Annotated in this window: 14 protein-coding genes; 6 read left to right on the top strand and 8 right to left on the bottom strand. The window is 72.2% G+C overall.

All coding sequences use genetic code 11. From position 1 onward, the window contains the following. Window positions 1–5: 5 nt before the first annotated feature. The gene (locus ADK65_RS23445; protein WP_053672340.1) at window positions 6–374 is read right to left on the bottom strand and encodes a GntR family transcriptional regulator; all 369 of its coding nucleotides are present in this window, start codon (window positions 372–374) and stop codon (window positions 6–8) included. Window positions 375–446: 72 nt separating this feature from the next. Here ADK65_RS23445 and ADK65_RS23440 point away from each other — a divergent pair, with 72 nt between their 5' ends. Beyond that, a complete protein-coding gene (locus ADK65_RS23440; RefSeq protein ID WP_053672339.1) occupies window positions 447–1,376 on the top strand; it encodes a GNAT family N-acetyltransferase in 930 nt (309 codons plus the stop codon). After that, entirely contained in the window at window positions 1,357–1,878 is a 522-nt protein-coding gene (locus ADK65_RS23435) for a DUF402 domain-containing protein (protein WP_053672338.1), read from the top strand. Before ADK65_RS23440 ends, ADK65_RS23435 begins: the two co-directional genes overlap by 20 nt. On the opposite strand, the gene ADK65_RS23430 is transcribed toward ADK65_RS23435, so the two are convergent. Continuing rightward, entirely contained in the window at window positions 1,837–2,469 is a 633-nt protein-coding gene (locus ADK65_RS23430; RefSeq protein ID WP_053672337.1) for a class I SAM-dependent methyltransferase, read from the bottom strand. The two genes, ADK65_RS23435 and ADK65_RS23430, sit on opposite strands and share 42 nt — an antisense overlap. 139 nt (window positions 2,470–2,608) lie before the next feature. On the opposite strand from ADK65_RS23430, the gene ADK65_RS39635 reads away from it, so the two are divergent. After that, window positions 2,609–2,743 carry a hypothetical protein gene (locus tag ADK65_RS39635; protein ID WP_107092364.1) on the top strand — a complete coding sequence of 45 codons (135 nt, stop codon included), beginning with the start codon at window positions 2,609–2,611 and terminating at the stop codon, window positions 2,741–2,743. 31 nt (window positions 2,744–2,774) lie between these two features. Here the strand turns inward: ADK65_RS39635 and ADK65_RS23425 are convergent, their stop codons facing one another. Beyond that, window positions 2,775–3,224, bottom strand: a complete 450-nt coding sequence (locus ADK65_RS23425) for a GNAT family N-acetyltransferase (protein ID WP_053672336.1) — start codon at window positions 3,222–3,224, stop codon at window positions 2,775–2,777. Between the two features lie 181 nt (window positions 3,225–3,405). Between ADK65_RS23425 and ADK65_RS23420 the strand changes: the two genes are divergently transcribed. Continuing rightward, window positions 3,406–4,407, top strand: a complete 1,002-nt coding sequence (locus ADK65_RS23420) for a lytic polysaccharide monooxygenase auxiliary activity family 9 protein (RefSeq protein WP_053672335.1) — start codon at window positions 3,406–3,408, stop codon at window positions 4,405–4,407. 93 nt (window positions 4,408–4,500) lie between these two features. Here the strand turns inward: ADK65_RS23420 and ADK65_RS23415 are convergent, their stop codons facing one another. Further along, a complete protein-coding gene (locus tag ADK65_RS23415) occupies window positions 4,501–5,361 on the bottom strand; it encodes an esterase/lipase family protein (protein WP_053672334.1) in 861 nt (286 codons plus the stop codon). 172 nt (window positions 5,362–5,533) lie between these two features. Then, window positions 5,534–5,980: a MarR family winged helix-turn-helix transcriptional regulator gene (locus tag ADK65_RS23410; protein ID WP_053672333.1), complete on the bottom strand. Its 447-nt coding sequence runs from the start codon at window positions 5,978–5,980 to the stop codon at window positions 5,534–5,536. Window positions 5,981–6,059: 79 nt separating this feature from the next. Between ADK65_RS23410 and ADK65_RS23405 the strand changes: the two genes are divergently transcribed. Next, the gene (locus ADK65_RS23405) at window positions 6,060–6,434 is read left to right on the top strand and encodes a cupin domain-containing protein (RefSeq protein WP_053672332.1); all 375 of its coding nucleotides are present in this window, start codon (window positions 6,060–6,062) and stop codon (window positions 6,432–6,434) included. 43 nt (window positions 6,435–6,477) lie between these two features. Here ADK65_RS23405 and ADK65_RS23400 read toward each other — a convergent pair whose 3' ends face one another. Next, on the bottom strand, window positions 6,478–7,473 hold the full coding sequence (locus ADK65_RS23400) for a DNA polymerase Y family protein (protein WP_053672331.1): 996 nt from the start codon (window positions 7,471–7,473) through the stop codon (window positions 6,478–6,480). After that, entirely contained in the window at window positions 7,470–10,973 is a 3,504-nt protein-coding gene (locus ADK65_RS23395; RefSeq protein ID WP_053672330.1) for a DNA polymerase III subunit alpha, read from the bottom strand. The genes ADK65_RS23400 and ADK65_RS23395 overlap by 4 nt, the downstream gene beginning before the upstream one ends. Before the next feature lie 154 nt (window positions 10,974–11,127). Here ADK65_RS23395 and ADK65_RS23390 point away from each other — a divergent pair, with 154 nt between their 5' ends. After that, the gene (locus ADK65_RS23390) at window positions 11,128–12,144 is read left to right on the top strand and encodes a DUF3533 domain-containing protein (RefSeq protein WP_053672329.1); all 1,017 of its coding nucleotides are present in this window, start codon (window positions 11,128–11,130) and stop codon (window positions 12,142–12,144) included. A 281-nt stretch (window positions 12,145–12,425) separates the two neighbouring features. Here ADK65_RS23390 and ADK65_RS23385 read toward each other — a convergent pair whose 3' ends face one another. Beyond that, window positions 12,426–13,508 (bottom strand): S1 family peptidase, encoded by a 1,083-nt coding sequence (locus ADK65_RS23385; RefSeq protein WP_053672328.1) that lies wholly within the window; start codon window positions 13,506–13,508, stop codon window positions 12,426–12,428. Between the last annotated feature and the right edge of the window lie 260 nt (window positions 13,509–13,768).

The raw sequence follows: 13,768 nt of genomic DNA, 5'->3' as shown, positions 1-13,768 counted from the left end.
CGGTGCTAGTCCCCGTGAGCCGCCCGCAGGGCGTCCCGGACCGCGGCGAGCGCGGCGTCCTCGCCCAGTCCGAGCCGCCGGGCCCGCTCCGCGTAGGCCTGCGCTGCCGAGGCCAGTTCGCGGTCCGCCGCCGACCCGGCGGCGGCCACGAACGTGCCGTTGCGGCCCCGCGTCTCGATCACTCCGTCCGCCTCCAGCGCCCGGTACGCCTTGGCGACGGTGTTCGCGGCGAGGCCCAGCGATTCGGCCAGCCCCCGCACGGTCGGCAGCCGGTAGCCCACGGGCAGCGCACCGGAGCGCGCCTGCTCGGAGATCCGCGCCCGCACCTGCTCGTAGGGCGGGGCGCTGTCGTCGATGTCGATCTTCAAGGTCACAGGCCCGATTGTCGCGCACCCGGCGGAAAATGAGAGGCATCCCGGAAGGTCCCACGCGTAGCGTGCGCCCTCATGACTGTGATCGTGCGCGACCTGCGTCCCGATGTCCGAGCCGATGCCGAAGGGTTCTCCGACACCCGCCGCGTCGCCCTTCCGTACATGTTGTCCACCCCCGAGTCGGTGGTGCACACCCTGACGCACGTCCACCCGGACGCCCGTTTCGGGCAGCTCATCGCCGAGGAGGACGGCGAGATCATCGGCACCGCCCAGGTCAGCGTCGCCCACGACAGCCCGGAGCCCGGCCAGGGCTCGGCCAACATCTACGTACGCCCCGACCGCAGGAACCGCGGCGCCGGTTCGCTGCTGCTGCGGACGGCGGAGGAGCGCCTGGGACGCCTGGGTGTCACGAAGCTGTTCGCCTGGGTCCTGGACGAGCCGGACAACCGCGCGTTCGCCGAGCGGCGCGGTTACCGGGCCAGCCGCTCCGCCTGGTTCCTGCGCCTGGATCTGGCGGGCGGCACGCTCCCGCCCCGGCGGGAGCCCCCGTCCGGCGTCGAGCTGCGCACGGCCGCCGACTTCGCGGACGACCCGCGCCCCCTGTTCGAACTCGACGCGGCGACGTCGTCGGACGAACCGAGCGACATCGACGTGGAGTTCACGGACTACGAGGCCTGGCTCGAGGAACACTGGAAGCACCCGCTGCTGAACCGCGACCTGACCACCGTCGCGCTCGTCGACGGCCGTCCCGCCGCCTTCAGCGTGGCCTACACGGACGGCGACTCCCGCTATGCCACCGCGATGACCGGCACCGCCCGGGAGTTCCGCGGCCGGGGCCTGGCCAAGCTCGCCAAGAACGACTCGCTGCACCGCGCCCGCGCGGCGGGGTGCACGGAGGCGTTCACCGGCAACGACACGGGGAACGAGCCCATGATCGCCATCAACAAGTGGTTCGGCTATGAGATCTGCGCGAAGGAAGTGCGTCATGTCCGCGAACTCGGCTGACCGGAACCCGCAGCCGGCCGGCAGGAACCCGCAGCTGGACGTCGTCCTCGTCAAGGCGGGCCGTACGAAGATCCGTTACAGCGGTGAGCTGCTGGCGGACGACGGCACGCGTGTGGCGGTCCGCGCCGCGTGGGCGGGCTCCGGCGTCCGCGACTTCGGGTTCGTCCGCTTCGAGCCCGGAGACGTCTTCACGGAGTACTACTGGCGCGACCGCTGGTACGCGGTGAAGGAGGTCCGCTCCGCCACGGGCGCGCTGAAGGGCTGGTACTGCGATGTCACCCGCCCCGCCCGGCGCTCCGGCCCGGAGCTGGTCGTGGAGGATCTCGACCTGGACCTGTGGCGCTCGGCGGACGGCACGGACGTACTGCGCCTGGACGAGGACGAGTTCGCCGAGAGCGGCCTGGGCGCGTCGGACCCGGAGGCGGCGTCCGCCGCGCTGGCCGCGCTCGACGAGCTGGAGTCACTGGCCCGCGGCGACGGCTTCGCGGCCCTCCTGGCCTGAGCCGCCGGTCACGGCGACCACCGCGTACCGCTCGTCCGTCACCGGCCCGCCCCACAGGAGCGGATCGTCCGAGAGGCGCTGCACCCGCACCCGACCGGCCATCGGGGCGAGCAGTGCGGTGAGCCGCCCGGCGGGTATGCCGACCGGTTCGATGTTGCCCCACACGCCCTCGACCAGCACCAGCCGCCCGCCCGGCCGCAGCAGACCCCGCCAGTGCCGGAGGGCCCGGGCGGGGTCGGGCAGGGCCCACAGGACGTGCCGGACGAGCACGGCGTCGAAGCGCTGCTCCCCGACCGGTGGTGCCGCGGCGTCACCGACGAGGAACACGGCGTCCCGCCCGGCGAGCTTTTCCCGGGCGCGGGCCACCATCGCCGGGGAGAGGTCCACGCCCGTCACCCGGTGCCCCTGCTCGGACGCGAGGAGTGACAGGCTGCCGGTGCCGCAGCCGAGGTCGAGTACGTCGCCGGCGCGCCCCGGCAGCCAGTCGCGCAGCCGCCCGGCCCAGGCACGGCGCACCTCGGGGTCGCGCAGGCCGTGGTCCGGCTCCTCGTCGAAGGAGGCGGCCTCGGCGTCCCAGTCCACGTTCGTCATGGTCCCCAGAGTGACACCCGCCACTGACAACCGAATCGTGACTGCCGCCACTGACAGACCGGAAGCGATGAGTAACCCTCCCCCGAAAGGTCTACCTCCGTGAGAACGCGGAACCCGGTAGACCCGTAAGGAGGCAGCCATGCGCCGTGTGACCGTGCAGAAGCCCCTGAAGAAGTCGGACGTCCGCCGGGTCCGCGAGGAGGCCGACGAGCGTCCCGCCGGGCGCCCGGAGGTCCGCAAGGACATCGCACGCACCTGGTGGCCGGAGGCCTGAGCGGGCCGGTGCCGGTCACGAGACGCGACGCTCAGAGCAGCCGCTTGCGGTAGTGGACACGGTCGTAGGGACCCTCCACACGGCGCTCCACGAGTTCGTAGCCGTACTTCGGATAGATCCGCTGGTTCTCCCACATCAGCGCGTTCGTGTAGAGCCGGACCTCGGGCAGGCCGAGGGTACGCGCGTGCGCGTCCACGAATCGGAGCAGCCGCCGCCCCACTCCCCTGCCGTGCGCGGCGGGGTGGACGGCGATGGTGTCGAGGAAGAGGTGGTCGCCGTACGCCTCGACCACGACGAGCCCGGTGACGGGATCGCCCGTCACGAACACCTTGCCCGCGGCCACGTTCGCCGCGTGGTCCTCCTCCATGGGCTGGGGCACCCGCCCGATGCGCTCGATGTAGGGGCGGAAGGCCGCGTCGACCACTTCCGCGACGACCGGAACGTCGGCGGCCCGGGCCGGCCGGATCTCCTCGTCTGCCATGCCGCGACGGTACCTACCTGATGCCAGTCCGAACACTCCCTTAAGCGGGCCATAAGGATCTCCTCCACCCGCCCTCAGCAGGCGATTTCACGGTTCTCACGGGCTAGCTTCGGATCACCCCACGGGATTCCGGCCCGCATCGGCCCGGACCTGCCCCTGCACCGTTTCGAGGAGTTCCCGCATGCCCGCACGCCGCAAGGCCGCCACCGTCGCCGCCCTGGGCGGTCTCCCGCTCGCCCTGGCCGCGCTGAGCGCGGCGCCGGCCGCAGCGCACGGCTCGATGGGCGACCCGGTCAGCCGGGTCTCGCAGTGCTACGCCGAGGGCCCGGAGAGCCCGAAGTCGGCCGCGTGCAAGGCGGCGGTCGCGGCGGGCGGCACCCAGGCCCTCTACGACTGGAACGGCGTCCGCATCGGCGACGCGGGCGGCCGGCACCAGCGGCTCATACCGGACGGCAAGCTGTGCAGCGCGAACAACGCGGAGTTCAAGGGGCTCGACCTCCCCCGCGCCGACTGGCCCGCGACCGCCGTCCGCAGCGGCTCGCACACCTTCAAGTACCGCGTGACGGCCCCCCACAAGGGCACGTTCAAGGTGTACCTCACCAAGTCCGGTTACGACCCGGCCAAGCCGCTCGCCTGGAAGGACCTGGATCTCGCGCACCCGGTCGCGACGTCCACCGACCCGGCCGCCACCGGCGGCTTCTACACCTTCTCCGGCAAGCTGCCCCAGCGCTCCGGCAAGCACGTGCTGTACGCGGTCTGGCAGCGGTCGGACAGCCCGGAGGCGTTCTACTCCTGCTCGGACGTCAGCTTCGGCGGCGGTGGCGGCGCGGCGGGCGGCGCGGCCCCCGCCCCGTCCGCCTCCGCTCCCAGCGAGAAGCAGATCAAGGACGGCAACGACAAGTCGACCATCGAGCACCACGGGCACGGCGACGACGATCCCAGCACCTCGGCGGCGCCGGCCGCGGCCCCGAAGAAGGGCACGCCGGACCGCACGGAGGCGGCGGCGCCCGCGCCCAACCGGCCGAAGGCCGCCGGTGCCACGGAGAACCTCGCCGAGACCGGCGGCGACAGCACCACCCCGTACGTCGCGATCGGCGGTGCGGCGGCGCTGGCCCTGGGCGCTTCGGCGCTGTTCCTCTCGGCCCGGCGCCGGACGGTGAGCGGCGGACGGCAGGGCCGCTGACGTCCACCGCCCCACGACTCGGGGCCTGTCCGGCGGCTCAGGCCGGACAGGCCCCGAAACGTTTCTCTGACACGTATCAACGGGTGACACGTGTCATTCGAAGGCCGATGCACAGGTGGTGGGTGTGGCGTGGCCCGGGTCGAGGGCATTGGCCACCTCGTGGAAGACGACCCGGTCCAGCAGCCCGGCGGCCACATGCTCGGACAGGTCGACCGGGCACAGGTCCTGGAGCAGGACGTTGCGCACGTCCGGTCCGCTCAGGTACTGGCTGCGCCACGGCGTGACCACCTCGTCGTACCGGGTGGCGATGACGGTGTAGCGCACGCCGGGCACGGTGTCGCCGCCCGCGTTGAGCTTGGCGAGGAAGGCGGAACCGGTGACCTGGTCGGCGAGGGCGGGGGTGTTCTTCGACAGCAGGTCGGCCGCACCCGGGAAGTAGGGCAGCAGCTTGGTGAATCCGTTCAGGTCGGTGCCGTGGTTGCTGGGCGCGATGCCGACCAGGGCGTGCACCTCGGCGGCTCCGCCGAGGAACTTGAGGTAGTAGCGGGGCATCATGCCGCCCTGCGAGTGCCCGACGACGTCGGTCTCGTCGGCTCCGGTGGCCGCGAGCACCTTGTCCACGAAGTCCTTCAGCTGCCCGGCGGACTTCTCGACGGGCCCGAGGCCGTGGAAGAAGGGGACTCCCTCCAACTGGCCGTAGTCGAGGGAGAAGACGCAGTAGCCGCGATCCTTGAGATACGGGGCGAGGCCCAGCCAGTTGTCGACGGAGTTCCCGAGGGTGCCGTGGACGAGGACGACGGGGCGGGGGTGGGCGGCGGACGGCTTGCAGGAGTAGTCGTTCCAGCCGGAGCTCGGGGCACCGGCGGCCTGGGCGGTGGTGGCGGGGACGGTGAGGGCGGCAGCGGTCAGCAGCAGCGCGGACAGGGGTCTGAGCACTCGCTTCCAGGGCAGCATCGGGTGATCTCCTTGCGACTCAAGGGGGATGCGACGGGACTGGGCCCTGTGATCCGGATCACGAGGATGCTGTTCACTCGTCAAGTTACGGGCGAGTAGCCAAACTGGGAAGTTACGCGTCAGTAAAAACTCGCCACGCGGCCGGCGCCGATCACTCCAGCCGACACCCCCGTCACCAGGCGGGCCGAACGGGCCCGTGCGGAGCGATCCGCAGCAACTGCTCGCACAGTGACCGCACTTCGCGCTCCCCCAGCAGGTCTCCCCACTCCCGCACCACTTCCGCGGCCGCCTCCTCGGCCGCGCGCGTGCAGCCCCAGCCCCTCCCGGTCAGCACGACCAGGCGCGCCCGCGCGTCCTCGGGATGCGGCCGCCGCTCGGCGTACCCCTTGCGCACCAGCTCGTCGACGAGCTGACTGGCGGCCTGTTTGGTCACCCCGAGGTGGACGGCGAGGTCGGTGACCGTCGCGCCGTCCGGAGCGAGCCGGGCGAAGGCGAACCCGTGCGCGGGCCGCACCCCTTCGAAACCGCGAGCGATCACGCCCTCGTTGATGCGTTGCGTGAGCCCGCCGGCGACGGCGAGCAGGGCGGCGGACAGGGCCATGGCCTCGGAGTTCTGCACGCGTGCATTGAAACACCCTTGACGAAACAGTCAAGCGGCTTGACTATATGGTCAAGCTGCTTGACCACTTGGAGGCCTCATGCCCGTCGTCCGATCGTCCGAAGCCGTCATCCACGAGATCCACGGCGCCCGTTTCGTCTCGTACGCCACCCCTGGCAGCGGCAGCAAGGAGCTGTGCGCCTGGCGGGGTGAGATCCCGGCCGGCCTGAAGGCACCCGCGCACACGGTCAGCCGGGAGGAGATCTTCCATCTGCTCGACGGCGAACTGCTGATCACCCTCGACGGCCGCACCGAGCGGATCGCGGCGGGCGACACGGTGATCATCAATCCCGGCGCCACCCTGACCGTCGAGAACCCGACCGACCGGACCGCGTACTCCTGGGTCACCACCACGATCGGCCTGGAAGCACGGCTGGCCGACGGCACCCGCATCGTGCCGCCGTGGGCCAACTGACGCCCCGCGGAAGGCCGGCGTCATACGGCAGGGTCTGCGGGGTCTACGCCGCCCGTCCCCCGCGGCGGACGCCGCCTAGTCCCCCGGGCATCACCGCCCGCGGCCCGAACTTCGCCCGTGCCCGGTCCGCGACCTCCTCGATACGGCGGACCTTCTCGTCCACCGGGTCGAAGGTCAGCTGGTGGGAGGCCTGGTCGGCGGGGCCGAGCCCCTCGGCGCGCAGGGCGATCGCGCGCACCCGGGCCCGCTGCAGCCCCAGCGCCTCGTACATGCCGTAGGCGGCCCTGGTCAGTGCCGGGGAGTGCGCGGTCGGTTCGCTCAGGGTGCGGCTGCGCGTGGTGGCGGACCGGTCGGCGTAGCGCACGGTGAGGGTGAGGGTGCGGCAGACCTTCTCCAGGGCGCGCAGCCGGGCACCGATCTCCTCGGCGGCCGACAGCAGCGCCCTGCGGTGCCGGTCCGGGTCCAGTTCGTCACGCCCGAAGGGGCGTTCCGTCGCCAGGGACCGGGAGACGGCGTTCGGCAGGACCCGGCCGCGGTCGATGCCGTTCGCCTTCTCGCGCAGCTCGCGGCCGGCCTTGGCGCCGATCAGCCGCTGCAGCGTGGACAGCGGTGCGGCGGCGACCCGGCCGAGGGTGTCGAGCCCGTAGTCGCCCAGAGTGCGGGCGGTCGCGGGGCCCACACCGGGCAGCGCGCCGACGGGCTTGTCCGCGAGGAACTCCGCGATGGCGTCCGGCTCGTCGGGCACCGCACACGTCACCCCGGGCGCGGCCTCACGCAGCGCCATCCGGGCCGGCAGCGGCCCGGGTCCGGCTCCGATCACGCAGTCGACGCCGTGGAGCGCGAGTGACCGCACCCGGATCACCGAGGCCAGTTCGACGGCGTCCCGCCCGAAGTACCGCTCGGCGCCGCGCAGGTCGGCCAGCGCCCCGTCCGGTGGCAGGGCCTGGACGACGGGGGTGAACTCCTCCAGCATCCCGAGCAGATGGGGCAGATCCGCCTCGGTCGCCGGCGGCTGGAAACGTACGCAAAGGACGGTCATCCCGCACTCCCCGGACTCTGATGCCACAACTTCCTTGTTTTCGCGGGCTCTTCGCCCGCCGGACGCAGATCGGCCCAGGGGTGCATCTCGTACCCCGTGGACATGCGGATCTTCCGCTGCTCCATCGGATCCCCGGCCGCGGAACCGGTCGGCGCGGGCACGCCCTCCGACCCGGCGAGCCGTCGCCGCACGGCCCCCTCACCGTCCGAACCCTCTCCGCCGGAACCGCCCTCACCGGGAGCGGGACCGGCCAGCCGGGCGGCGACGCCCTCCAGTCCTTCCTCCCGGCGCACTTCCAGCAGGTCCGCGAGGTTCCAGGCGGCGGCTCCCACCACGCTGAGGCTGCGCGGGCCGCGGCGCTGCACCACCCCGCGCACCAGCAGCAGCCAGGAGTGGAAGACGGTGTGGGCGCAGGTGTCGTGGGAGTCGTCGAAGAAGGCGAGGTCGACCAGGCCCGTGCCGTCGTCCAGGGTGGAGAAGATGACGCGCCTGCCGGACCGGATCGGCGGCGTCTGGGTGGCCGCTTTGGCGCCCGCGACCAGCACCGTCTCCCCGTGCCGGGCCTCGCGCAATCGCCGCGCCGACACCACGCCGAGTTCGTCGAGGAACTGCCGGTGATCGTCCATCAGGTTGCGTGAGGCGTCCATGGACAGCACGCCCAGCTCGGCGCTGAGCCGCTCCGAGGAGGTGAGGTCGGGCAGCCCGGCCGGTGCGGTCTTCCGCCCCCCGGCCAACGGCAACTGGCCGCCGCCCCCGCCGCGGGCACCCCGGTGCAGCTCGGTCAGATGCAGTTGCAGATCACGGCGGTTGGCGCCGAACGCGTCCAGCGCTCCCACCTGCGCGAGCCGCTGGGCCACCGGGCGGCTGGGCCGGCCCCGCTCCCAGAAGTCGACCAGCGAGGCGTACGGCTGACCCTCGGCGATGCGCGCCGCCTCGGCCTCGCTGATGCCGTACACATCGGAAAGAGCCAATCGCAGCCCCCATTTACCGGACACCAGTTCGATACGGTGTGCGACCCCGGACGCGTTCACGTCCAACGGCAGCACGGGCACTCCGCGGCGCCGCGCGTCCGCCAGCAGCAGCCGCTTGGGATACATCCCCGGATCGTGCGTGAGCAGCCCGGCGTAGAAGGCGGCGGGATGATGCGTTTTCAGCCACGCCGACTGGTAGGTCGGCACGGCGAAGGCGACCGCGTGCGCCTTGCAGAAGCCGTAGGAACCGAAGGCCTCGACGATCTCCCAGGTCCGCTGGATCGTTTCCGCGTCATAGCCGTTCGCCGCCGCGTGCCGGGCGAACCACACCTTGATCCGCGCCTGCGACTCCGGGTCCGACAGCCCGCGCCGCACCCGGTCGGCCTCGCCGCGTCCGCAGCCGGTCATGATGTCGACGATGTCGATGATCTGCTCGTGGAAGACGACGACGCCGTAGGTCTCCTTCAGCGGCCCCTCCAGGTCCGGGTGCGGATACCGGATCGGCGCCCGCCCGTGCCGCGCCTCGATGAACGGCCGCACCATGTCGGCGGCGACCGGCCCGGGCCGGAACAGCGAGATGTCGACGACGAGATCGTGGAAGCCGGCCGGCTGGAGCCGCCCGACCAGGTCCCGCTGCCCGGGCGACTCGATCTGGAAGCACCCGAGCGTCTCGGTGGACTGGATCAGCCGGTACGTCTCCGGGTCACCCGGCGCCAGGGCGTCCAGATCGACCCGGACGCCCGACACCCGGCGCACTTCCTCCACCGCGTGCGCCATGGCCGACTGCATCCGCACGCCCAGCACATCGAGCTTCAGCAGCCCGAGGTCCTCGACGTCGTCCTTGTCGAACTGCGACATCGGGAAGCCCTCGCCACTGGTCGGCATGACCGGCGTACGCGCGAGCAGCGAGGCGTCGGACAGCAGCACCCCGCACGGGTGCATGGCCATCCCGCGCGGCAGGGCGTCCAGCGCCTCGACCAGCTCCCACAGCCTCCCGTACTTCTCCTTCTCCCCCGCCAGGGCCCGCAGTTCCGGCAGCTCCTCCAGCGCGGCGCGGGCGTCCCGCGCCCGGATGTGCGGGAAGGCCTTGGCGACCCGGTCGATCTCGGCCGGGTCCATGGACAGGGCGGCCCCCACATCACGGATGGCGTGCCGCACGCGATACGTCTCCGGCATCGCGACCGTCGCGACCCGCTCGGTGCCGAACCGGTCGATGATCGCGCGGTAGACCTCCAGCCGGCGCGCGGACTCCACGTCGATGTCGATGTCGGGCAGCACGACCCGCTCCTTCGACAGGAACCGTTCCATCAGCAGCCGGTGCTCGATCGGATCGGCGTGCGCGATACCGAGCAGGTGATTGACGAGCGACCCGGCCCCCGACCCCCGGGCGGCGACCCGGACGCCCATCGTCCGCACGTCGTCCACGACCTGGGCGACGGTCAGGAAGTAGGAGGCGAACCCGTGGTGGGCGATGATGTCCAGCTCGTGGTGCATCCGCTCCCAGTACTCCCGTCGCCGGTCGTACCCGCGCAGCACCATCCCGGCCGCCGCCCGCGAGGCCAGCGTCCGCTGGGCGGTACGGCGCCCGGCGCCGACCAGATGCGGCTCGGGGAAGTGGACGGTACCGATCCCGAGATCGTCCTCGGGGTCGACCAGGCACTCGGCGGCCGTGGCCCGGGTCTGTTCCAGCAGCCGGGGAGCCGCCTCCCGCCGGAACCCCGCGGCCTCCACGACCCGCTCCGCCACACCGGCCATGTCCCCGGCGCCCTTGAGCCAGGCGGCACCGGAGTCCAGCCCCCGGGCCGGGTCGATGGGCACCAGCCGCCGGGCGGCGTCCAGCACGTCGGCGACCGGGCCGAGCCCCGGGTCGGCGTACCGCACCGCGTTGGTGAGCACGGGCCGGATGTGCTGCTCGGCGGCGAACCCGACGGTACGGGCGGCCAGCCGCAGCGAACCCGGCCCCGTACCCTCCCGGCCGTGCCAGACGGCCTCCAGCCGCAGGTCGTCGCCGTAGACGTCCCGCCAGGGCGCGAGCAGCCGCGCCGCACGGTCGGGCCGCCCCGCGGCCAGGGCGCGCCCGACGTCCGACGCGGGCCCGAGCAGCACGGTCACACCCCGGGCGTGATTGCGCTCCCAGGACAGCAGGGGCGTCCCCTCCCCCTCATGGGCGGCCGATACGAGCCGGCACAGGTCCGCCCACCCCCGGGCGCCGTCCCGGGCCAGATAGGTCACCCGAGGGGCCGACTCGTCGACGAAGGCACCGCCCCGCACCGGGGTCCGGCGCCGCCCCCGCCGCTCGCTCCCGGGCTCCGCGCCCCCCACCGCCAGATCGACCCCGAACAGCGGCCGGACCCCCGCCTTCCCGCAGGCCTTCGAGAACCGGACCGCCCCGGCGAGCGTGTCGCGATCGGTCAGCGCCAAGGCGTCCATGCCCCGCTCGGAGGCACGCTCGGCCAGCCGCTCCGGGTGCGAGGCTCCATAACGCAACGAGAATCCGGAGACGGTGTGCAGATGCGTGAACCCCGGCACACGCACCTCCCGCACTCGTGAGCCACACCAGCTCTCGAACATCTGTTCCCAACTACCTCACCCCCACCATACCCCCATCCTCGAATGTGTGTACGACATCCGTTCGGCCCCGCCCCACCTGCGGAAACACCCCACATCCCCCGACCGTGGAGGCATGCCGCACCGCTCGCTCCTCGCCGAGGTGAGAGCCGCCGTCACACCGCGGGCCACCCTGCTCATCGTCGGCGTGATCGCGCTCCAGCTGCTGTTCATCGCCTCGTACGTGGGAGCACTGCACGACCCGAAGCCCAAGGACGTGCCCTTCGGCGTGGTCGCCCCTCAGGCCGCGGCCGGTCAGGCGGTCAGGCGGCTCGAACAGCTCCCCGGCACGCCCCTGGACCCCCGCGCACTGCCGGACGCGGCGGCGGCCCGGACCCGGCTCGCCCACCGCGACATCGACGCGGCCCTGATCATCGACCCCCGGGGCGGCACCGACACCCTGCTGGTCGCCTCCGGGGGCGGCAGGGTCCTCTCCACCACGCTGACGGCCCTCGTCGCCACCGTGGAGAAGTCCGAGCGGCGCACCATCCGGACGATCGACGTGATCCCGTCCGCGCCCCACGACCCCAACGGGCTCTCGTCCTTCTACCTGGTGATCGGCTGGTGCGTCGGTGGCTACCTGGGCGCCGCGGCCCTCGCCATCAGCGCCGGGGCGAAACCCTCCAACCCCACCCGCGCCGCGATCCGCCTCGCGGTCATGGCCCTGGTCGCGATCATCGGCGGTCTCGGCGGAGCCCTCATCACCGGCCCGATCCTGGACGCCCTGCCCGGCGGCACCGCGGCCCTCTGGGGCCTGGGCACCCTGATCATCTTCGCCGTGGGCGCCGCCACCCTCGCCCTCCAGGGCGTCTTCGGGACGATCGGCATCGGCCTGGTCATCCTGCTGGTGGTCATCCTCGGCAACCCCAGCGCGGGCGGCGCCCTGCCCCCACCCCTCCTCCCGCCCTTCTGGAAGGCGATCGGCCCGGCCCTGCCCCCCGGCGCCGGCACCTGGTCGACACGCTCCATCGCCTACTTCGACAACAACGCGATGACCGGCCCCCTCCTCGTACTGGCTGCATGGGCCGTGGCAGGAGCCGCGATCACCATGGCGGCGGCGATCGTACGCAAGCGCGCAAAGGCGGCCCCGTAACCACACCCCGCCCCGGCGGGTACAAGAGGGCGCCACCACGGCCGGCCCGCACCCGCGTGGCGAGCAGGGGTCGTGTCGGGGGGTGTCCGCCCGCAGCGTTGTCGCGTCAACGCACAGTCAGTCGGCACGCAAGCCCATCGCGACGTTCCGAGGACGGACACCCCCCGGCACGGCCCCGACCCACCACCCCGCGGCACGCGAAACGCGCACCCTCACCCGGCGAAACGACACGCAAAAGCCCCGCCCCTCGCACAAGGGGCGGGACTCCACACACTCACATGTCAGCCGATCTGCGTCCCGGTCGCCGACAGCGCCTCGGTCACCGGCTGGAAGAACGTCTCCCCGCCCGAGGTGCAGTCACCGCTGCCGCCGGACGTGAGCCCGACCGCCTTGTCCCCGGCGAACAGCGACCCGCCACTGTCACCCGGCTCCGCGCACACGTCGGTCTGGATCAGCCCGTTCACGATGTCGCCGTTGCCGTAGTTCACGGTGGCGTCGAGCCCCGTGACCTTGCCGTCGTGCACCTGCGTGGTCGACCCGCTCCGGGTGACCGCCATGCCGACGGTCGCGTCCGCGGCGCCCGAGATCTTCTGGGTGGACCCGTTGTACAGGTTCACCTCACTCGGGTGGTCGACCTCGGCGGTGTACTTGACCAGCCCGTAGTCGTTGCCCGGGAAGCTGGAGTCCGCGTTGGTGCCGATCTCCTTGCCGCCGGAGTCCGACCACGTGGAGATGCCCTCGGTGCAGTGACCCGCGGTCAGGAAGAACGGCTCACCGCCCTTGACCACGTTGAAGCCCAGAGAGCAGCGCCCGCTGCCACCGGTGATGGCGTCGCCACCGGCGACGAAGGGCTTGTACTCCCCCTTGGACCGCTTGAGTTCGGCCTTCGCCCCGAGCCCGTCCACGACCTTCGTCAGGGTCGCCCACTCGGCCTTGGAGACCGTGCGGTCGGCGGTCACGACGACCTTGTTCGTCGTCGGGTCGGTCACCCAGGCGGTACCCGGGATCGTCGCGTCCTGCTTCAGCGTGCTGCGGGCGCTCTTGAGTTCGGCGAGGGAGTTCGCCACGACTCTCGCCTTGGCGCCGGCCTTCTCCACGGCCTGCGCGGCACTCTCGTCGAGCACGTTCACCACGAGGCTCTTGCTCTTGGTGTCGTAGTACGTCCCGGCCGCGTCGCCGCCCAGGTCCTCGGCCAGCGACGAGGCGAGCTTTCCGGCCGCGGTGACCGACAGGGTCCGGGGCGCGGACGCCTCAGGGGTCTCGCTGGCGTTCGCGGTCTGGAACGTCACTCCCGCGGCGACCAGCGCGGCGATGCCCGCACCTGCCACGGCTGCACGCCGCTTGGGTATGCGTCGGTGCTTCAACTTACGTCCTCCTGTGGGGGGTCGGCACGCGAGGTAGTGGGGACCTCCACGAGCCGGAAGGCTTCGTTGACGAGCGCCCACTATTCCGAGGACGGCGGGGAGCACACAAGGGTGAGTTCGAGACGCGCGTAGACAGCGCTTCGCACGCCTCCCCATTTTGACCGTCCACGATCAAATCGGACCCAACTCCCGCGCGTTCACAGTGCAAACATTACGCGTGAGTAATGTGTGCCCACTCTGCGACGTCTGCAGGTGGCTGA

Origin of the sequence: Streptomyces sp. NRRL B-1140, assembly GCF_001280065.1 — a bacterium.
In the GTDB taxonomy this organism is placed as follows: Bacteria; Actinomycetota; Actinomycetes; order Streptomycetales; family Streptomycetaceae; genus Streptomyces.
The sequence above is the reverse complement of the archived record's forward strand: the minus strand, read 5'-3'. Positions and strand labels throughout refer to the sequence as shown.